Origin of the sequence: Aeromicrobium sp. Root495 (assembly GCF_001426755.1) — a bacterium.
GTDB lineage: Bacteria > Actinomycetota > Actinomycetes > Propionibacteriales > Nocardioidaceae > Aeromicrobium.
In genome coordinates this window covers 260,337-277,763 of the sequence record NZ_LMFJ01000002.1, presented here as the reverse complement: position 1 = coordinate 277,763, position 17,427 = coordinate 260,337, and the positions used below count along the sequence as shown (strand labels likewise).

At 71.7% G+C, this 17,427-nt stretch carries 18 protein-coding genes; 12 read left to right on the top strand and 6 right to left on the bottom strand.

All coding sequences use genetic code 11. The features are described from left to right. Window positions 1-8: 8 nt before the first annotated feature. Both ASD11_RS15410 and ASD11_RS15405 read right to left on the bottom strand, forming a co-directional pair. Entirely contained in the window at window positions 9-1,130 is a 1,122-nt protein-coding gene (locus tag ASD11_RS15410; RefSeq protein WP_056289573.1) for a glycerophosphodiester phosphodiesterase, read from the bottom strand. 102 nt (window positions 1,131-1,232) lie between these two features. Then, a complete protein-coding gene (locus ASD11_RS15405) occupies window positions 1,233-1,769 on the bottom strand; it encodes a TetR/AcrR family transcriptional regulator (protein ID WP_056290430.1) in 537 nt (178 codons plus the stop codon). A 69-nt stretch (window positions 1,770-1,838) separates the two neighbouring features. Between ASD11_RS15405 and ASD11_RS15400 the strand changes: the two genes are divergently transcribed. The 3 genes from ASD11_RS15400 (at window position 1,839) to ASD11_RS15390 (ending at window position 5,189) form a co-directional block, all read left to right on the top strand. Further along, entirely contained in the window at window positions 1,839-3,395 is a 1,557-nt protein-coding gene (locus ASD11_RS15400) for an MFS transporter (RefSeq protein ID WP_056289571.1), read from the top strand. 96 nt (window positions 3,396-3,491) lie between these two features. Further along, window positions 3,492-4,223 carry a sensor histidine kinase gene (locus tag ASD11_RS15395; protein WP_056289568.1) on the top strand — a complete coding sequence of 244 codons (732 nt, stop codon included), beginning with the start codon at window positions 3,492-3,494 and terminating at the stop codon, window positions 4,221-4,223. Window positions 4,224-4,298: 75 nt separating this feature from the next. After that, the gene (locus tag ASD11_RS15390; protein WP_056289565.1) at window positions 4,299-5,189 is read left to right on the top strand and encodes an EamA family transporter; all 891 of its coding nucleotides are present in this window, start codon (window positions 4,299-4,301) and stop codon (window positions 5,187-5,189) included. A 16-nt stretch (window positions 5,190-5,205) separates the two neighbouring features. On the opposite strand, the gene ASD11_RS15385 is transcribed toward ASD11_RS15390, so the two are convergent. Then, window positions 5,206-5,757: a TetR/AcrR family transcriptional regulator gene (locus tag ASD11_RS15385; RefSeq protein WP_056289564.1), complete on the bottom strand. Its 552-nt coding sequence runs from the start codon at window positions 5,755-5,757 to the stop codon at window positions 5,206-5,208. Between the two features lie 56 nt (window positions 5,758-5,813). Between ASD11_RS15385 and ASD11_RS15380 the strand changes: the two genes are divergently transcribed. Genes ASD11_RS15380 through ASD11_RS15370 form a run of 3 tightly spaced genes read left to right on the top strand, consistent with a single transcriptional unit; the run spans window position 5,814 to window position 10,070 of the window. Then, window positions 5,814-7,331: a carboxyl transferase domain-containing protein gene (locus ASD11_RS15380; RefSeq protein WP_156464866.1), complete on the top strand. Its 1,518-nt coding sequence runs from the start codon at window positions 5,814-5,816 to the stop codon at window positions 7,329-7,331. Between the two features lie 5 nt (window positions 7,332-7,336). Then, a complete protein-coding gene (locus ASD11_RS15375) occupies window positions 7,337-9,139 on the top strand; it encodes an acetyl/propionyl/methylcrotonyl-CoA carboxylase subunit alpha (protein WP_056289556.1) in 1,803 nt (600 codons plus the stop codon). Beyond that, the gene (locus ASD11_RS15370; RefSeq protein WP_056289554.1) at window positions 9,132-10,070 is read left to right on the top strand and encodes a hydroxymethylglutaryl-CoA lyase; all 939 of its coding nucleotides are present in this window, start codon (window positions 9,132-9,134) and stop codon (window positions 10,068-10,070) included. The genes ASD11_RS15375 and ASD11_RS15370 overlap by 8 nt, the downstream gene beginning before the upstream one ends. A gap of 100 nt (window positions 10,071-10,170) precedes the next feature. Here the strand turns inward: ASD11_RS15370 and ASD11_RS15365 are convergent, their stop codons facing one another. Beyond that, window positions 10,171-11,742 carry a bifunctional NAD(P)/FAD-dependent oxidoreductase/class I SAM-dependent methyltransferase gene (locus ASD11_RS15365; protein ID WP_056289551.1) on the bottom strand — a complete coding sequence of 524 codons (1,572 nt, stop codon included), beginning with the start codon at window positions 11,740-11,742 and terminating at the stop codon, window positions 10,171-10,173. A 77-nt stretch (window positions 11,743-11,819) separates the two neighbouring features. Between ASD11_RS15365 and ASD11_RS15360 the strand changes: the two genes are divergently transcribed. After that, complete coding sequence (locus ASD11_RS15360) at window positions 11,820-12,383, top strand: helix-turn-helix domain-containing protein (RefSeq protein WP_056289549.1); 564 nt, start codon at window positions 11,820-11,822, stop codon at window positions 12,381-12,383. 62 nt (window positions 12,384-12,445) lie between these two features. On the opposite strand, the gene ASD11_RS15355 is transcribed toward ASD11_RS15360, so the two are convergent. Next, on the bottom strand, window positions 12,446-13,120 hold the full coding sequence (locus ASD11_RS15355; RefSeq protein WP_056289546.1) for an EcsC family protein: 675 nt from the start codon (window positions 13,118-13,120) through the stop codon (window positions 12,446-12,448). A 57-nt stretch (window positions 13,121-13,177) separates the two neighbouring features. Here ASD11_RS15355 and ASD11_RS15350 point away from each other — a divergent pair, with 57 nt between their 5' ends. The 4 genes from ASD11_RS15350 (at window position 13,178) to ASD11_RS15335 (ending at window position 16,287) form a co-directional block, all read left to right on the top strand. Beyond that, complete coding sequence (locus ASD11_RS15350) at window positions 13,178-14,137, top strand: phosphotransferase (RefSeq protein ID WP_156464838.1); 960 nt, start codon at window positions 13,178-13,180, stop codon at window positions 14,135-14,137. Next, complete coding sequence (gene aat / locus ASD11_RS15345; protein WP_056289544.1) at window positions 14,134-14,787, top strand: leucyl/phenylalanyl-tRNA--protein transferase; 654 nt, start codon at window positions 14,134-14,136, stop codon at window positions 14,785-14,787. The genes ASD11_RS15350 and aat overlap by 4 nt, the downstream gene beginning before the upstream one ends. A gap of 22 nt (window positions 14,788-14,809) precedes the next feature. Next, window positions 14,810-15,892, top strand: coding sequence for a hypothetical protein (locus tag ASD11_RS15340; protein ID WP_056289541.1), 1,083 nt, complete (start codon window positions 14,810-14,812; stop codon window positions 15,890-15,892). 116 nt (window positions 15,893-16,008) lie between these two features. Then, window positions 16,009-16,287 (top strand): HU family DNA-binding protein, encoded by a 279-nt coding sequence (locus tag ASD11_RS15335; RefSeq protein WP_056289538.1) that lies wholly within the window; start codon window positions 16,009-16,011, stop codon window positions 16,285-16,287. Window positions 16,288-16,481: 194 nt separating this feature from the next. Here ASD11_RS15335 and ASD11_RS15330 read toward each other — a convergent pair whose 3' ends face one another. Beyond that, entirely contained in the window at window positions 16,482-16,790 is a 309-nt protein-coding gene (locus tag ASD11_RS15330; protein WP_056289536.1) for a rhodanese-like domain-containing protein, read from the bottom strand. Window positions 16,791-16,957: 167 nt separating this feature from the next. On the opposite strand from ASD11_RS15330, the gene ASD11_RS15325 reads away from it, so the two are divergent. Beyond that, a complete protein-coding gene (locus tag ASD11_RS15325; RefSeq protein ID WP_056289535.1) occupies window positions 16,958-17,353 on the top strand; it encodes an ATP-binding protein in 396 nt (131 codons plus the stop codon). Window positions 17,354-17,427 lie beyond the last annotated feature (74 nt).

The window sequence follows — 17,427 nt, the reverse complement described above, 5'->3', positions numbered from 1 at the left end:
ACGGTAGGTCAGCGACGAGCGCGGTACCAGTCCTTGCGGGCTGCGAAGGCGATGTCCGGGAAGTCCGAGAAGACACCGTCCAGGCCCGTGGCGAAGTAGGCGCGGAGCTCGCCGGCGAGGTCGCCCTGCGCCGCGAGACCCCCACCGGAGCGGTAGTCGACCGGGAGGAACTGGTTCTCGGCGCGGAACGTGTAGGCCACCACCTTGAGGCCGGCGCGGTGCGCGTCCTCGACCAGACCCGTGGGATCGCCCAGGGTGCCGTCGGCCGCGCGGGGGATGACCGATGCCTTGTCGGGCCCGATCCACCGTGCGTACCGGGCCACGCCCTTCAGCCCGGCGGGCGACATGAGGTCGGCATAGGTGGTGGGGTCGCCCTGGGCGACGAGGTCGTAGGGCGCGCCCGAGGCCGACGTCAGCTGGACCAGCCGCACCCGGCTCCACCGCGCGATCTCCTTGAGGTTCGTGGTCTCGAACGACTGCACGTAGACGGGCGCGTCGGAGCGGTCCCAGCCGGCGTGGCGCAGGGAGCGCAGGAGCGGCTTCTCCAGCGGGAGGCCGATCGAGCGGAAGTACGTGGGGTGCTTGGTCTCCGGGGCGATCGCGATGCGGCGACCGAGGCGGCGCGACTCCGACTTGGCGAGGGCGATCACCTCGTCGAGCGTCGGGACCTCGAACCGCCCGTCGTAGATCGTGTTGCCCGGTCGCACCTGGGGCAGGCGCTCCTTGGCGCGGAGCGTCTTGAGCTCGGCGAGGGTGAAGTCCTCCGTGAACCAGCCGGTGACGGCCGTCCCGTCGGTGGTCTTGGTGGCCTTGCGGTCGGCGAACTCGGGGTGGTCGGCGACGTCGGTCGTCCCGCTGATCTCGTTCTCGTGGCGGGCGACGAGGACGCCGTCCTTCGTGCTCACGACGTCGGGCTCGATCACGTCGGCGCCCTGCGCGATGGCCAGGCGGTAGGCGGCGAGGGTGTGCTCCGGGCGGTAGCCGGAGGCTCCGCGGTGGCCGAAGACCGTGACGGTCCGGACCTTCTTGGTGACCAGCTTGCGGTCGAGGGTCGACGGCGACGCCGTGGCGACCGACGGTGTGGCAGCGACGCCCACACCGAGCAGGATCCCGAGAGCGAGAAGCTTCATGCCTCCAGGTCAGGACGCGGAGATGGCCAGCAGGTGAATCCGACGCGCACGTCGCATGGCTTCTGCCCCAAGACCCTGTGCGCGCTCTGTCCGCGCCGGGGGTCAGAGGGCGCCGAGGCGGCGGAGCACGTCGCGGACGTGCGACAGGGCGTTCGGGTCGGCGAGACCGGTGGTGTCGTCGAAGTACAGTCCGTCGCCGATGAGCTGGATGGTGCGGGCGAGGGCCTCGTCGCCGACGTGCTCGCTCAGCACGCCGAACCATGCGTCCCGCAGCGCGGCGAGGGCGGCGGAGCCGCGGGGGTCGTTCTCCTGAGCCACCCGGGCCGCGGCGATGAGGGCGCGGTCGAAGTCGCTGCCGGAGTCCACCGACGTCTCGAGGTAGAAGTCGACCGGACCCTGAGGTGCGGACCGCATCTTCTCGACGTCGGCGTCACCCTGCTCCTGGAGCCGGGTGAGCATGCCCTCGACGAGCTCGTCCTTGCTGTGGAAGTGGTAGAGCAGCCCGCCCTTGGACACCTCGGCTGCGGCCGCGACGGCGTCGAGCGTGGCCGCGCGGCTGCCACCGGAGACGAGCAGACCCTCGAACGCGTCGAGCAGGCGGTCGCGCGTGGAGCGCTCGGGGGCGCGGCCGGCTGACATGGTGCAGATCATAGCGACGGAGCCGGTCCTGACTTGGCTACTGTACCGTCCAGCCGGTACAGTAGCGGGATGCACGACCGTTCCCCCACCCCCGCCTCCGGCATCACGCCGCCCCGCGCCGGCGCCCGCTCCTGGGCCGCCCTCGCGGTGCTGATGCTCCCCGTCCTCCTCGTCTCGGTCGACAACACCGTCCTGAGCTTCGCGCTGCCCGAGATCAGCTCCGCGCTCCGTCCGTCGGGCCACCAGATGCTTTGGATCGTCGACCTCTACGCCCTCATGCTCGCCGGACTCCTCATCGCCATGGGCAGCCTCGGCGACCGCGTCGGCCGACGCCGCCTCATGCTCGTCGGCGCCGCCGGGTTCGGTGCCACGTCGCTCGTGGCGGCCTTCAGCTCGAGCCCCGAGATGCTGCTCGTCTCGCGCGGGCTCCTCGGCGTGTTCGGCGCGACCCTGATGCCTTCGACGCTCTCGCTCATCCGCAACGTCTTCGCGCACCCGCACGACCGCCGCATCGCGATCGCCACGTGGGCGGCCATGTTCTCGGGCGGCGCGGCGCTGGGCCCGGTCCTCGGCGGCTGGCTCCTCGAGCACTTCTGGTGGGGCTCGGTGTTCCTCATCAACGTCCCGCTCATCGCCCTCATGATCCCGCTCGCCCTCTGGCTCGTGCCCGAGTCGCGCGACCCCAGCCCGGGCCCGTTCGACGTCGTCTCCATCGCCCTGTCGATGGTGGCGATGGTGCCGGTCGTCTTCGCCATCAAGCACGGCGCCGACGCCGGGCTCGACGACGTCACGGTGGCCGCGCTCGCGCTCGGCCTGGGCGCCGGCTGGGCCTTCGTGAGGCGCCAGCGTGCGCTGCGCGAGCCCATGCTCGACCTGACGCTGTTCGAGAACCGTGTCTTCAGCGGCGCCATCGTGGCCAACCTGCTGAGCCTCATGGGTCTCTCCGGCTTCCTCTTCTTCGCCGCGCAGCTGCTCCAGCTCGTCCTGGGGCTCTCGCCGATGGACTCGGCCATGGTGCTCGTCCCCGGCCTGATCGTGACCGTGGTCGCCGGGTTCGTCGCGGTGCGCCTCGTGCAGCGCTTCTCGGTGCGGGTGCTCGTGAGCGGCAGCTTCGTCGCGTCGGCGGCGGGCTACGCGATCGCAGCCTTCTCCGGCGAGCCCACGGTCGGCAGCATCATGCTGGCGTTCGCGGTCATGGGCCTGGGCATCGGCCTCGCCGAGACCCTGACGAACGACCTCATGCTCGCGAGCGTGCCGGCCGAGAAGGCGGGGTCGGCGTCGGCCATCTCCGAGACGGCCTACGAGATCGGTGCCGTCCTGGGCACCGCCGTCCTGGGCAGCATCGTCACCGCCACCTACGCAGCCACCCTCCGCGTCCCGGAGACGGTCGGCCGTGCGGACGGGGCGGTCTTCGAGACGCTCGGCGGGACCATGGAGCGCGCTGCTGTCTACCCCAACGTGCTGGGCGAGACCCTGGCCGAGTCGGCCCGCCACGCCTTCGACCTGGGCGTCCAGCGAGCCTCGGGCGCTGCGATCGTGGTGGCCCTGCTGGCAGCGCTCGTCTCGTGGCGCACCCTGCCGCGGACGCGTGCCGCGACCCACGAGGAGCACGCCCTCGCTGCGTGACCCATGTCGCCCGCCGGTCGGTCGAGGCTGACACCGACGGCCGGGCATCATGGTGGAGGGAGACCTGTTCGACACGAGCGGAAGAGGGAGCGTCGGATGCATGCCACCGGGGTGGAGGGGAGCGGCCTGTCCGCGCGCCTGCGGTCGGCCGAGCAGCGTCGTGACGACCTCGAGGAGGCCATCCACGTGATCGCCCACGACCTGCGGGGTCAGCTGGGCGCCTTGCTGGGCTACGCCGACCTCCTCGAGCAACGTCTCGACGGGTCGGACGAGAGGGTGCGGCACTACGCCGACACCATCGCGACCGTGAGCGAGCGGCTCGCCGCCCAGGTCGACCGGATGCTCGTCGTGTACGGCGCCTCGGGACGAGCCCTGCGCCGCGAGCGCGTCGACGTCTCCGCGCTGCTGCACGACGTCGCCGACGACATCCGGACGTCGGGTGGCGACGCCCTGGTCGGTCTCGACGTGGCTGAGGGACTCTCGGTCGAGGCCGACCCGATCCTGCTGCGGCTCGTGCTCGACCACCTGCTGAGCAACGCGTGGAAGGCGGTGCGCGGCTCGGCCGACCCTCGCATCGAGGTGGTCGGTCGGCCGACCGACGACGGACTCGTCGAGATCGCCGTCCGCGACAACGGCATCGGCTTCGACGAGCACGACTCCGGCCGGTTGTTCGTCCCGTGCGGGCGCCTGCACGACCCGGCCGACTTCCCCGGCGACGGCCTGGGCCTCGCCTCGGTGGCACGGATCGTCGAGCGGCACGGAGGCACCGTCCGGGGCCAGGGTCGACCCGGTCTCGGCGCGACGTTCTCGGTCACCCTCCCGGCCTGACGACCGTCCGGATCCCGCGGTCTTCTGGCCGGATCTCGGACGCTCCCGGGGGGTACCCGGTGGGAGGATGGATCAGTGCCGCGTCGTGACCAAGCCCTCGCCGTCGTGGTCGCCGTCATCTGGGGTTGCAACTTCGTGGCCATCCACGCCGGGCTCACCGAGGTGCCGCCCTTCCTGTTCCTGGCCATCCGGTTCGTGCTCGTGGCGTTCCCGCTCGTCCTGTTCGTCCCGCGGCCGAAGGCCTCGTGGCAGGCGGTCGTCGCGGTGGGGGCCTTCATGAGCCTCGGGCAGTTCGGCCTGCTCTACCTGGCGCTCGACACCGGGATGCCCGCCGGCCTGGCGGCGCTCGTGCTCCAGGCGCAGGTGGTCTTCACGATGCTCATCGCGTGGGGGGCGCTCGGTGAGCGCTCGTCGGGGCGACAGCTCGTGGGGGCCGGGATCGGCACGGCCGGTCTGGTCACCGTGGCGGTCGGCTTCGGCGCCGACGCCTCCATCGTGCCGCTCCTCGTGACGGTCGCCGCCGCGTTCTCGTGGGCCGTGGGCAACGTCGTGGCCCGCTCGGCCAAGGTCGTCTCCGGCCTGTCGCTCGTGGTCTGGTCGGCACTCGTCGTGCCGCTGCCGTGCCTCGCCGTCTCGCTCGTGGTCGACGGTCCCGACGAGATCGGCAGCGCCCTCGCGGGGTTCGGCTGGGCGGCCGTCCTGAGCACGGCCTACACCGTCGTCGGAGCCTCGCTCATCGGCTACACGATCTTCAACGGTCTGATGGCGCGCCACCCCGCGGGCGCCGTGGTGCCGTACATCCTGCTCGTGCCGCCCGTCGGCATGCTGTCCGCGTGGGTCGTGCTCGACGAGGTCCCGAGCGTCGTGGAGCTCAGCGGTGCCGTCGTCATGATGGTGGGCGTGGGCATCGCCACCACCACGCGCGGACTGCGCCGGCGGGTCGCGCCCGGGATCGCTCCTGTCTAGACGGTCCGTCCCGGGGTCAGCCGACGAGGGCGGAGCGGGCCATGCCGGCCAGCAGGGTCCGCATGCGTGGCTCGCCGATCCGGGCGCTGTGCGGCGTGGAGTTGATCAGGCCGAAGACCGCCTGCACGGCCGCCCGGGCCTCCGCGCGGTCGAGGTCGTCGCGCAGGACCCGCACGACGTCGACCCACACGTCGACGTAGGCGAGCTGGAGATCTCGGACGGCGGCCCGTGCCTCGTCGCGCAGCGTCGACCACTCGCGGTGCTGGATCACGATGAGCGCCGGGTGTGTCAACGCGAAGTCGATGTGCCAGGCCACGAGTGCGTCGAGCTGGTCGTCGGGGGTCGCGCTCCCGGCCACGCGGGCCCGCCCGGTGGCGAGCAGCTCCTCGCTGATGTCGAGGAGAGAGTGCTCGAGCAGGTCGTCCTTGCCGCGGAAGTGCTTGTACAGGGCCGGCCCGGAGATCCCGCACGCCGCCCCGATGTCGTGGACGCTGACCCCGTGGAAGCCTCGCTCGGCGAACAGCTCCGCGGCGGTGGCGAGGATCTGGTCGCGGCGGCTCGTGGTCACGGGGCAACGGTACCGCCTCCAGGTTAATGGGTGTTAACCTCACGAGCGTGAGTGAGATGCAGGAGCTCGTGACCGAGCTCGAGGAACGTCATGCCAGGGTCCGGCTCGGAGGCCCCGAGCGCTCGCGCGAACGGCACCTGGCGCGCGGGAAGCTGCTGCCCCGAGACCGGGTCGACCACCTGCTCGATCCCGGCTCGCCGTTCCTCGAGATCGCACCCCTCGCCGCGTACGACATGTACGGCGACGACGCCTGGGCCGTCCCGGGCGCAGGCCTGGTGGCAGGCATCGGACTGGTGCAGGGCCGCGAGGTGGTGGTCGTGGCCAACGACGCCACCGTGAAGGGCGGCACGTACTACCCGCTCACGGTGAAGAAGCACCTGCGCGCGCAGACCGTGGCGCTGCAGAACCGGCTGCCCTGCATCTACCTCGTCGACTCCGGCGGGGCGTTCCTGCCCATGCAGGACGACGTCTTCCCCGACCGGGAGCACTTCGGGCGGATCTTCTTCAACCAGGCGCAGATGTCGGCGCGCGGGATCGCACAGGTGGCCTCGGTCATGGGTTCGTGCACCGCCGGAGGCGCCTACGTGCCGGCCATGAGCGACGAGACCGTCATCGTGCGGGAGCAGGGCACCATCTTCCTCGCGGGACCGCCGCTCGTGAAGGCCGCGACGGGCGAGGTCGTGACGGCCGAGGAGCTCGGCGGCGGCGAGGTGCACGCGCGGACGTCGGGCGTCGTGGACCACCTCGCCGACGACGACGAGCACGCCCTCCAGATCGTCCGCTCGATCATCGACACCCTTCCGCTGGAGCCGCGGCTGCCGACGCACGAGGCGCTGCCTCCCCGCGAGGACCCGGAGACGCTGCTCGACGTGGTGCCCGCCGACCCCCGCACGCCCTACGACGTGCGCGAGGTGCTGCGCCGCGTGGTCGACGACTCGCGCCTGCACGAGTTCAAGCCGCTCTACGGGGACACGCTCGTGTGCGCCTTCGCCCGGATCGAGGGCCATGACGTGGCCGTCCTCGCCAACAACGGCATCCTCTTCAGCGAGTCCGCGCTGAAGGGCGCTCACTTCGTCGAGCTGGCCAACCAGCGAGGCATCCCGCTCGTGTTCCTGCAGAACATCTCCGGCTTCATGGTCGGCAAGGAGTCGGAGAACCGGGGCATCGCGAAGGACGGCGCCAAGCTCGTCACCGCGGTGGCCTCGAGCGTCGTGGCCAAGTACACCGTCGTGATCGGTGGATCGTACGGCGCCGGCAACTACGGGATGTGCGGCCGCGCCTACGACCCCCGCTTCCTCTGGATGTGGCCCAACGCCAAGATCTCGGTCATGGGCGGCGAGCAGGCGGCCTCCGTGCTGGCCGCGGTCCGCGGCGACACCTCCGAGCCCGAGGACGCGTTCAAGGACCGCGTCCGAGCCGAGTACGAGGCCAAGGGCTCGGCGTACTACTCCACGGCTCGGCTGTGGGACGACGGCATCATCGACCCTCGCGACACCCGACGCGTGCTGGCGCAGGCTCTCGCCGCCGACCACGCCCCGACCCCGGCGCCGCAGTACGGCGTCTTCAGGATGTGAGTGAGATGGCCGAGCGCCCCACGATCAGCAAGGTGCTGGTCGCCAACCGCGGCGAGATCGCCCGCCGCATCGTCCGTGGCTGCCGGGAGTCCGGGCTGGCCAGCACGGCGGTCTTCACCGACGTCGACGCCGCCTCCCCGCACCGTCACGAGGCCACCGACGCGGTGCAGGTGCCGGGCTACCTCGACGTCGAGTCGCTGCTGGCGGCCGCGCGGGCGACCGGCGCCGACGCCGTCCACCCCGGCTACGGGTTCCTGTCCGAGAACGCCGGTTTCGCCCGGGCCGTCGTCGACGCCGGACTCACCTGGATCGGACCGTCGCCCGACGTCATCGAGCTCATGGGTCGCAAGGACCGGGCGCGTCAGGTGGCCGAGAAGGTCGGCGTGCCGGTGACCCCCCGCTACGACCCCGACGCCGTTCCGGCCGACGCCTACCCCGTGCTCGTGAAGGCCGCTGCCGGCGGCGGGGGCAAGGGCATGCACGTCGTGCGCGAGGCGGAGCAGCTCGCGGAGGCCCTCGCGACCGCGGCGCGCGAGGCAGCCGCGTCGTTCGGCGACGACACGCTGCTCGTGGAGCGCTATGTCGAGGGCGGGCGGCACGTGGAGGTGCAGGTCTTCGGCGACACGCACGGCACGGTGGTGCACCTGTTCACGCGGGACTGCTCGGCGCAGCGCCGGCACCAGAAGATCGTCGAGGAGGCCCCGGCCTTCGACCTGCCCGACGCGGTGCGCGAGCTCCTGCACACGTCGTCGGTCGCCCTGGCGCAGGAGGTGGGCTACACGAGCGCCGGCACCGTGGAGTTCCTCGTGAACGGCGACGAGTGCTTCTTCCTGGAGATGAACACCCGCCTCCAGGTGGAGCACCCGGTGACGGAGGAGGTCACCGGCGCCGATCTCGTGCGCTGGCAGCTCGACGTCGCCGCCGGTGCCGCTCTGCCGGACCAGGACTCCATCACGTGCACGGGTCACGCGGTCGAGGTGCGCGTCTATGCCGAGGACCCGTACGCCGGCTTCCTGCCGCAGGCCGGGCGCATCGAGGCCTTCCGTCCCGGACCGGGAGCCAGGGTGGAGGACGCCGGGCTCGCGGCGGTCTCCACCGCGTACGACCCCATGGTCGCCAAGCTCGTCGTCCGCGGCGAGGACCGCGCCGACGCACTCGATCGCATGGTCGGCGTGCTCGATGCCACGGTGCTCGCGGGTCTGGCCAACAACCTGGGCTTCGTGCGCCGGTTACTGGACTCCGCTGAGCTCCGTGCGGGCCAGGTCCACACCGGTTTCCTCGACGCCCACGAAGGTCCGCTGCTGGAACGACCCGACGTCCCCGCCGCCGCGGCCGCCGTGGCCGCCGGGCTGCTGTGGCCGCAGGTCGGTGACGGCTGGCGGTCGGCCGGCGCGCCCGCGCGCGTGCGGCGCCCCGTGGTGGACGGGTCGGGGGTGCAGCACGACGTGGTCTCGACCGACAGCCCGGACCTCACCGGCCTGCTGCTCGGTGGCCGCGCGCACGTGGTGCACGAGGGCCAGACGTGGACGTTCGAACGTCCCGACGGCATGCGTCGTCCGCACGCTGCTGTCGCCGGGGACGCCGACGTCGCCGCGCCCATGCCGGGCACCGTGCTGGAGGTCCGTGTGACCGTGGGAGAGGTCGTGGAGGCGGGCCAGCGGCTCGGCACGATCGAGGCCATGAAGATGGAGCTGGCGCTCGTCGCCGCGCACGCGGGCACCGTCACGGTCCTGGGCGCCGCCGTGGGCGACCAGGTCCCCATGGGGCACGTGCTGTTCCACGTGGAACCAGAGGAGACGCATGAGTGAGCAGGCTCGGGTGCTGCCCATGGTCGTGCCCGAGGAGGGTCTGCCGGAGCGGGTCACGATCTACGAGGTCGGTCCTCGCGACGGGCTCCAGAACGAGGCGGCCGTCGTCCCGGTGGCCGTGAAGGCCGAGCTCGTGCGGCGACTCGTCGCCGCGGGCCTGCCTGTCGTGGAGACCACGAGCTTCGTGCACCCCCGATGGGTGCCGCAGCTCGCCGACGCCGCCGAGCTGCTCGAGGAGCTCGGCCGGCTGAGCGTCCCCGCGCCGGTGCTGGTGCCCAACGCACGAGGCCTCGACCGCGCGCTCGAGGCAGGCGTGGAGCACGTGGCCGTCTTCGCGAGCGCCACGCAGACCTTCGCCGAGAAGAACCTGGCGGCCGGTCTCGACTCCCAGATGGCGATGTTCGAGCCCGTGGTGTCCCGCGCGCTCGAGGCCGGGCTCGACGTCCGGGCCTACGTGTCCATGTGCTTCGGCGACCCGTGGGAGGGAGCGGTGCCTGTGGACCAGGTGGTGTCGGTGGGACGCCGGCTGCTCGACCTCGGCGCGTCCCAGCTGTCGCTCGGCGACACGATCGGCGTCGGGACGGCCGGCCAGGTGGGGTCGATCGTCGAGTCCTTCGCGGCTGCGGGGGTGGGGACCGAGCGACTCGCGCTGCACTTCCACGACACCTACGGCCAGGCGCTCGCCAACGTGCACGCGGGGCTGCGGCACGGGATCACCACGTTCGACGCCTCGGCCGGCGGCCTCGGCGGCTGCCCGTACGCCGAGAGCGCCACGGGCAACCTCGCCACGGAGGACCTCGTCTGGTTCCTCACCGGCCTCGGCATCCAGCACGGCGTCGACCTCGACGCCGTCGTGGCCACGTCGGTGTGGATGTCCGAGCAGCTCGGCAAGCCCATGGCCTCCGCCGTGGCCCGAGCCCTCGCCCCCTGACCCCACCCCACCCCGACGCCGAGATTTGCGGGCCCATCCACCGTTCTGGTCGCCGTCCGAGCCGAAAAGGGTGGATGGAGCCGCAAATCTCGTCGTGGGTCTAGCGGCGGGTGGCGCGGAGGACCGTGTCGCGGACCTCGACGTGGTGGCCCATGCCGGTGCCGGTGCGGACCTCGGCCGACGTGGAGACGTCCCACCGACCCGGGTCGAGCACGTCGGCCACCTCCTCGGCCGTGAACATGTCGTCGCGGCGGTGGCCGGGGTCGGCGTCGCCGGGGTGGTGCCAGACCAGCAGGAGCGTCCCGCCCGGGGCCACGGCGTCGGCCACCTGCTCGATGATCCCGCGCGTCTGCACCAGCGGAAGGTGGACGTAGTGACCCACCACCAGGTCCCAGCGCACCTCGCTCGGGCGCCACGTGCGGACGTCGCCGAGCAGCCACTGCGTGCGCTCCGTGACTCCGGCCTCCGCCGCGTGCGCGGCCGAGCGGTCCAGGCCGGCCTGGGAGAAGTCCATGCCGGTGGCCTGCCACCCGTTCTGCGCCAGCCAGATCACGTCGGCGCCCTCACCGCTGCCGAGGTCGAGCGCGGTGCCGGGGGTGAGCGTCCCTGCGACCGCCGGGAGCTGCGGGTTGACCCGACCGCTCCAGGCGTCCTCGGCAGCGCCGTAGCGCTCGTCCCACGCCTTCGGCTCACGCATCTCCGCAGCCCAGCGCACGAGGGCCAGGGCCGAGTCCTCCTCGACGAGCTGGGCGTTGGCCAGGGCGCCCGCCTTCATGCCGGCGGCGGCCGAGCCGATCACGGTGGCGCCGAGGTCGCTCGCGTTCCCGGCCACGTAGACGCCGGGCACGGGGCTGAGCCCCATGGCGTCGGCCTCGAGCATCGTGCCCACCACGCTGCCGCCCATCTCGAGCTCCTTCACGGCCAGCCCCAGCTGGGTGGCCACGTCGGCGCGGGCCTCGAAGAACGGCGCGACCACGAGCGCGTCGAGCTCCAGCACCTCTCCCCCACGGAGACGCACCCCGCTGAGCCGGTCGTCGGTGACGAGCACCTCGGCAGCCGTCTCGCGCACGACGTCGACCCCGCGCACCCGCAGGTTCATGAGGGCGTGGTGGTCGAGCTCCACGTCGCCGGCGACGAGGGTCACGTGCTCGCTCAGCTGTCGGAAGAGACCCACCTGGTGCAGCGCGTTGGGCGACGTGGCCAGGACGCCGATCCGCCGGCCGCGCACCTCCCAGCCGTGGCAGTACGGGCAGTGCAGGACGTCGCGGCCCCAACGCTCGGCCAGTCCGGGGACGTCGGGGAGCCGGTCGGTCGCGCCGGCCGCGATGACCACGCGGCGCGCGTGGACCGAACGCCCGTCGTCCAGCCCGAGGACGAACGAGGGGTGGTCACCCTCCTGTGCCACGGCCTCCACGACCCGTCCGACGATGACCTCACCTCCGTACGACTCCACCTCGGCGCGGCCCGTGGCCACGATCTCGCCCGGCGTCCAGCCCTCGCTCGTGAGGAAGTTGTGGACGTGGCCCGCGGGAAGGTTGCGCTGCTCGCCGGCGTCGATCACGACGACGGATCGGAGTGAGCGCGCGAGCACGAGCCCGGCGCTGAGCCCGGCCGCTCCTCCCCCCACGACGGCGACGTCGACGTGCTGGACCCGGTGCTGGTTCTCGTTCATGGCTCCACCGTGCAGGACGCGCGCACTTCTGACAAACATGTTTGCCAAGGCGGCAAAGCGTGTGTGACGATCGCGGCATGACCGACGACCTCGACGGCGTCCTGCGCGGCGTGGGGCCCCGCCTGCGCCAGCTCCGCCTGGAGCGCGACGCGACCCTCACCGACCTCGCCGAGGAGACCGGCATCTCGGTCAGCACGCTGTCGCGCCTGGAGTCAGGACAGCGCAGGCCGACGCTCGAGCTGCTGCTCCCGCTGGCCTCCGCCCACCGCGTGGCCCTCGACGAGCTGGTCGACGCACCCGAGACCGGCGATCCCCGCGTACGGGCCAAGCCGGTCGTGCGTCACGGCCGGACGTTCGTGCCGCTCACGCGGCGACCCGGCGGGCTGCAGTCGTACAAGATCGTCCTCCCGCCCCACGACACCGTCGAGGACCTGAAGACTCACGACGGCTACGAGTGGCTCTACGTGCTGTCGGGAGAGGTCCGGCTGCTCCTGGGCACCCGCGACCTCACGCTGACGGCGGGCGAGGTGGCCGAGTTCGACACCCGCACGCCGCACTGGCTGGGCAACACGTCGAAGGTCCCGGCCGAGGCGCTCGCCATCTTCGGGCCGCAGGGCGAGCGCATGCACGTCCGCAGCTGAGCGCACGTCCCCCTCATCGAGCCGGGCGGTACCTCCCGGGCCCGAAGGGCTTGGGCAAAGGATCAGCCCTTCGGCGCCTGGATGTGTCGGCGGTTCCGCAGCTCGCTCGTCGCGTACTGGGCGATCTGCCACGTCGACCACGCGTCGCTGGACGCACCGACGGCACCACCGAGGAACGGGACGCGACGACCGATCATCGTGACCGTCCGCCGGCCGACCGTGCGCCCCACGAGCGCCTTGGTGACCTCGTGCGAGAGTCGCTGGTCCAGCTCGGCGTCGTGCGCGGGGGCTGTGGCCAGGACCATGGGGTCACCGGGAAGCCGGCCCTTCTTCACGAGGGAACGCACCTCGTCCTCGCCCAGCATGCAGGCGAGGATCGCGTTGCGAACGCGAGGGTTCTCGATGTCGTAGCCGCGCAGGTGCGCGATGCCCGCCACGAGGTGGCACTGCACGAGCGTCACGCCCACGGCGTTGGCGGGGACGCTCACGGCGAAGGCGGCGATGCCGCCCAGGTTGGTGACGAAGCCCTGGATCCCGGCCACCGCGGTGTGCGACCGGACCATTGCGGTGATGGCCTTCTCGACGTCGCCGCCGGCGTCGACGAGCTTGCTGTCGGCCGCCTTCTTGACTGGGCGGAGGGGACCGACGCCGTCGATCGCCCGATCGAGGGCAGACCTGACGAAGCCGGACGCGACCTGCGGGGCCAGCGCTCCGGCTGCCTTCGAACGCACACTCATGGGGATCAGCGTTCCAGACGCACGGTGATGACGCCCTTCGAGCCGTACGCTTTCGCCATGGTCCAGCCCTTCTCGTCGCTGGTCACGTCGCAGGCGTGGCGGCACGACGTCGAGGCCTGGGTGCATGACCGGGTCGAGGAGTCGGGACGGCGCCTGAGCGGGCCGCTGGACCAGGTGCGGGTCAGGCCGTGGTCGACCCAGCTCACGGTGCCCACCGACCACGGCAGGCTCTGGTTCAAGGCCAACACGCCCTCCATGGGGTTCGAGCCGGCGCTCCACCAGCTGCTCGCGACGCTGTCCCCCGACGACGTCGCGGCGCCGGTGGCGATCGACCCGGTGCGTGGCTGGATGCTCACGGCCGATCGCGGACCCACGCTGGGCGAGGTCAGGAACCCCACCACCGACGACTGGGTCAGGCTGATCCAGCACGCGGCAGCGCTGCAGCGCCGGGTGGCCGACCGCCGGGACGAGCTGGTCGGCCTGGGCGTGCACGACTGCTCGCCTCCTCGGGTCCCGGAGCGGTTCGACAGCCTCGTCGAGCAGCTGAGCAACCTTCCGGCCGGCCATCCGTCGCGCCTTCGGCCCGACGACCTGGCCGCGCTGGAGGACCGGCGCGCCGACCTCGTCGAGGCAGCCGTCGTGCTCGAGCGCTCGCCCGTCCCCTCCAGCCTGCAGCACGGGGACGTCCATCCCGACAACGCCTTCGCCGACCTCAAGGTCTTCGACTTCGGCGACGTCCAGTGGGCTCACGCCGTGGAGGTGCTGCGCGTGCCGTTCGGGATCATCAGCCAGGACGACACGGTGGAGTGGGGCCCGGTGCGCGACGCGTACTTCGAGGTGTGGGGCGACGTCGCCGACCGTCGCACCATGGCCGCACTGTTCGAGGCCACGGCTTTCACGCAGGCCGTGAACCGCTGCCTCGTGTGGGTGGACACGCTCCAGCTCGCCGACGCCGACGAGATCGCCGAGTGGGGCGTGGCGCCACGCCACCAGCTGATGCGGGTCGTGGACGCATGAGTCCCGTCCCGCTCCCGCCCTCGCCGTGGGACTTCGACCCCGAGGCCTGGCCGGAGGACGACTGCGTGGCCGCCGGTGCCGACCTGGAGCCGTCCACCGTCGTGGCGGCCTACCGCACGGGTGCGTTCCCCATGCCGCACGACGGCGAGCTCCTGTGGTGGTCGCCGGTGCGCCGCGGCGTCCTCGAGCCGGGGGCGCTCAAGGTGAGCCGCTCGCTCGGCAAGTCGGCGCGGCACTTCACGGTCACCGTGGACGAGGCGTTCGAGGACGTCATCGACGCGTGCGCGGACCCCTCGCGGCCGGGGGCGTGGATCGACGCCGACGTCCGCGAGGCCTATGTGCTCCTGCACCGGCTCGGCTGGGCGCACTCGGTCGAGACGCGCGACGCCGACGGCACGCTCGTCGGCGGCCTCTACGGGCTCGCCGTCGGTGGACTGTTCGCCGGTGAGTCGATGTTCCACACGGCGCGCGACGCGTCCAAGGTCGCGCTCATGGGACTCGTCGACGTCGTGGGGCCGGACCGGCTCATCGACGTGCAGTGGTCCACCCCGCACCTGGCCGGTCTGGGTGTCACGGAGTGGCCACGCGAGCGGTACCTCGCGGAGATCCGCGACCGCACGCAGGAGCCACTTCCTGCGCGCTGGCTGTGACGCCACTGCGTAGGGTCCAAGGATGACTGCGCTGCGCACCGCCCTCGTCGCTGTCCTCCTGGTGCCCCTCACCGCCTGCGGCTCCGGCTCCGGGTCGGACAAGGACGGCGACGACTTCCGGAGCACGCCGTACTACCGGGTGCTCTACGACGAGGACGCCTCGCCGCGCGACGTCGTGTCCGTGGCCTCGGGGCCCCAGCGTGTCGAGATTGCCCGCGACGGGTCGGCGCTCGCCCTCTTCGGCATCCAGGACCAGGAGGGCGGGGAGGAGAGCAAGACGGTCTGGCGCCTTCTCGACCCCGAGGGGAAGGTCGTGCGCGAGGACTTCGCTCCGCAGTTCACCGAGGCCGCGATGGCGGGCAACACCTTCTTCCTCGTGGACTCCGAGGCCGACTTCACGAAGCCTCCGCGCGTCACCATGATCGATCCCGACGGCCAGACACAGCGCCTGCGCACCGGACCCGAGGTGGAGAGTGCCGCGCAGGGCGACGTCGTCGTCGGCACCGGCGAGGTGCAGGCCGTGCTCCGCCCCGGCCCGCGCACCGTGAACCCGCTGGCCGCCAGCCAGGACTCCGGCCAGCGCCAGGTCGACACCTCCACCGGTCGTCTCGCCACGCTCGTGCAGCCGGACGCCGGCGGCGTGAGCGTGACGCTCGACCCCGGCGGCAGCGTCCCCATCACACCGGCCAAGGGGCACTATCCGATGCAGCTCCTGGCCGCGCAGGGCACGGTGGCCCTCACCCTCGGCGACGACATGAGCGCGAAGGCCACCACCGAGGTGTGGGGCGGTCGTGGAACCGGAGAAACCGCTGGAATCAGAAGGATCGGGACCCTCAAGCAGGTGCACGACCCGTCGGCGGCGATCGCGTCCGACGGCTCGATCCTGGTGGGCGACACCGAGACCGGTTGGTATCGGGCGGCCCCCACGGAGGGCGGATTCAGCGCCTTCGACCTCCCCGGCCAGACCGACGACGTCCAGTCGTCGGGGTCGTTGCTCGTCGCCACGGCGTCCGGTCTCGGGGCCAACGAGCGGGGCAAGTCCTACGTCAGCGACGACGCCGGCGACAGCTGGAGCCGGCTCGACCTGGGCCCCGGCGCACCCTGACCGGGGCCCCTACCACCCGCCGGGGCTCGCCGAAACCCCCGGGGTACCGCGGAATGTCAGGGAGTTCTGCCTAGACTGACAGGCGGAATCCCATTCGAACTCTCAAGGAGCATGCAGTGGCCATCACCCGCAGCGACCTCGTCTCGGCCCTGGCCGAGAAGGCCGGAACCAGCAAGACCGACGCCGACTCGGTCCTCTCCGCCTTCGCGGACGTCCTCGTCGACGCCGTGGCCAAGGGCGAGAAGGTGTCGATCCCCGGCATCCTCTCCGTCGAGCGCGTTGCTCGCGCCGCCCGCACGGGCCGCAACCCCGCCACCGGCGAGACCATCGAGATCCCCGCCGGACACGGCGTCAAGGTCAGCGCCGGCTCGCGCCTCAAGGCCGCGGCCAAGTAAGACCGCCTGGTCATACGAAGCCCCTCGACCCACTGGGTCGAGGGGCTTCGTCTGTCCCAGGGCATCGGTTTACCACGGTCCCACGGAGAACATCTCTTCCCACGGGTTGCAACCCGTGGGGCGAAGGCGCTTGCCGTGGGGTGACGTCGAGAGTGCGAGGTTTGCCTTGGGACCGTGGTAAACCGTCGCGGGGGTCAGCGGACGGTGGGGCGGCCGGCGGCCTCCCAGGCGTCCATGCCACCCGCAACGTTCACGACGTCGTGGCCCTGCTGCTGCAGCCACGCCACGGCGCGCGCGGAACGGCCGCCCAGGTGGCACACCACGTACGTCGTGGTCTGCGGGTCCAGCTCGCCCACGCGGGTGGGCAGGTCGCCGAGCGGGACGTGAAGGGCGCCGTCGATGTGTCCCTCGGCCCATTCGTGCGGTTCGCGGACATCGATGACTAGTACCCCCTCCGCCGACGGATCGGGTACCTGGTCGACCTCGATGGTGGGTACCTGCATGGCTCTCGACCTCCTTGACGACGGAATCTGGCTGAACACTCGTGATTTAAATTTCACGCTCTGGGCTGGCCATGACCCCAACTGACTGGTTACTTTGGACTAGTGCTTCGTGATTCTCTCGCCGATCAGGCTGTGTCGCGGCCTCGTCGTGCCGTGAGGAGCCACTCTTGAGCGCAACCCAGGCCCGGTGGCAGCTTCCTTTCGAGCCCGCCACCGCCAGCATCGCACGCACCAAGCTGGCGTCGTTCCTGACGCTCAACGGAGCGTCGAGCAGCGTCATCGACGATGCCCTGATCGTGCTGAGCGAGATGGTCGCCAACGCCGTGTGCCACGGCGACCCCGGCCAGGACAACAGCATCGAGATCACGTGGGCCATCACGAAGGGCCTGCTGGAGATCAGCGTCAGAGACGGCGGTGAGGGCGCCTCGCTCAAGCCCATCGACTTCGACGAGGACTCGCTCAGCGGCCGCGGGCTCTCGATCATCGCTCGAGTAGCGGACCGCTGGTGGGTCGACATGACGCAAGGAACCCGCGTCAACGCCGAGCTCTCCGTCCAGCGCTAGACCGCACCACCTCCCCGAGCCCCGTCCCTGTCGGCGGGGCTTTTGCATGTCCGGCCAGCATTGACAAACTATGT

Bases quoted from the DNA above. Each gene is read 5' to 3' on its own strand.
- ASD11_RS15410 (WP_056289573.1), bottom strand. From the start codon at position 1,130: ATGAAGCTTCTCGCTCTCGGGATCCTGCTCGGTGTGGGCGTCGCTGCC.
- ASD11_RS15405 (WP_056290430.1), bottom strand. From the start codon at position 1,769: ATGTCAGCCGGCCGCGCCCCCGAGCGCTCCACGCGCGACCGCCTGCTC.
- ASD11_RS15400 (WP_056289571.1), top strand. From the start codon at position 1,839: ATGCACGACCGTTCCCCCACCCCCGCCTCCGGCATCACGCCGCCCCGC.
- ASD11_RS15395 (WP_056289568.1), top strand. From the start codon at position 3,492: ATGCATGCCACCGGGGTGGAGGGGAGCGGCCTGTCCGCGCGCCTGCGG.
- ASD11_RS15380 (WP_156464866.1), top strand. From the start codon at position 5,814: ATGCAGGAGCTCGTGACCGAGCTCGAGGAACGTCATGCCAGGGTCCGG.
- ASD11_RS15375 (WP_056289556.1), top strand. From the start codon at position 7,337: ATGGCCGAGCGCCCCACGATCAGCAAGGTGCTGGTCGCCAACCGCGGC.
- ASD11_RS15370 (WP_056289554.1), top strand. From the start codon at position 9,132: ATGAGTGAGCAGGCTCGGGTGCTGCCCATGGTCGTGCCCGAGGAGGGT.
- ASD11_RS15365 (WP_056289551.1), bottom strand. From the start codon at position 11,742: ATGAACGAGAACCAGCACCGGGTCCAGCACGTCGACGTCGCCGTCGTG.
- ASD11_RS15360 (WP_056289549.1), top strand. From the start codon at position 11,820: ATGACCGACGACCTCGACGGCGTCCTGCGCGGCGTGGGGCCCCGCCTG.
- ASD11_RS15355 (WP_056289546.1), bottom strand. From the start codon at position 13,120: ATGAGTGTGCGTTCGAAGGCAGCCGGAGCGCTGGCCCCGCAGGTCGCG.
- ASD11_RS15350 (WP_156464838.1), top strand. From the start codon at position 13,178: ATGGTCCAGCCCTTCTCGTCGCTGGTCACGTCGCAGGCGTGGCGGCAC.
- aat (WP_056289544.1), top strand. From the start codon at position 14,134: ATGAGTCCCGTCCCGCTCCCGCCCTCGCCGTGGGACTTCGACCCCGAG.
- ASD11_RS15340 (WP_056289541.1), top strand. From the start codon at position 14,810: ATGACTGCGCTGCGCACCGCCCTCGTCGCTGTCCTCCTGGTGCCCCTC.
- ASD11_RS15330 (WP_056289536.1), bottom strand. From the start codon at position 16,790: ATGCAGGTACCCACCATCGAGGTCGACCAGGTACCCGATCCGTCGGCG.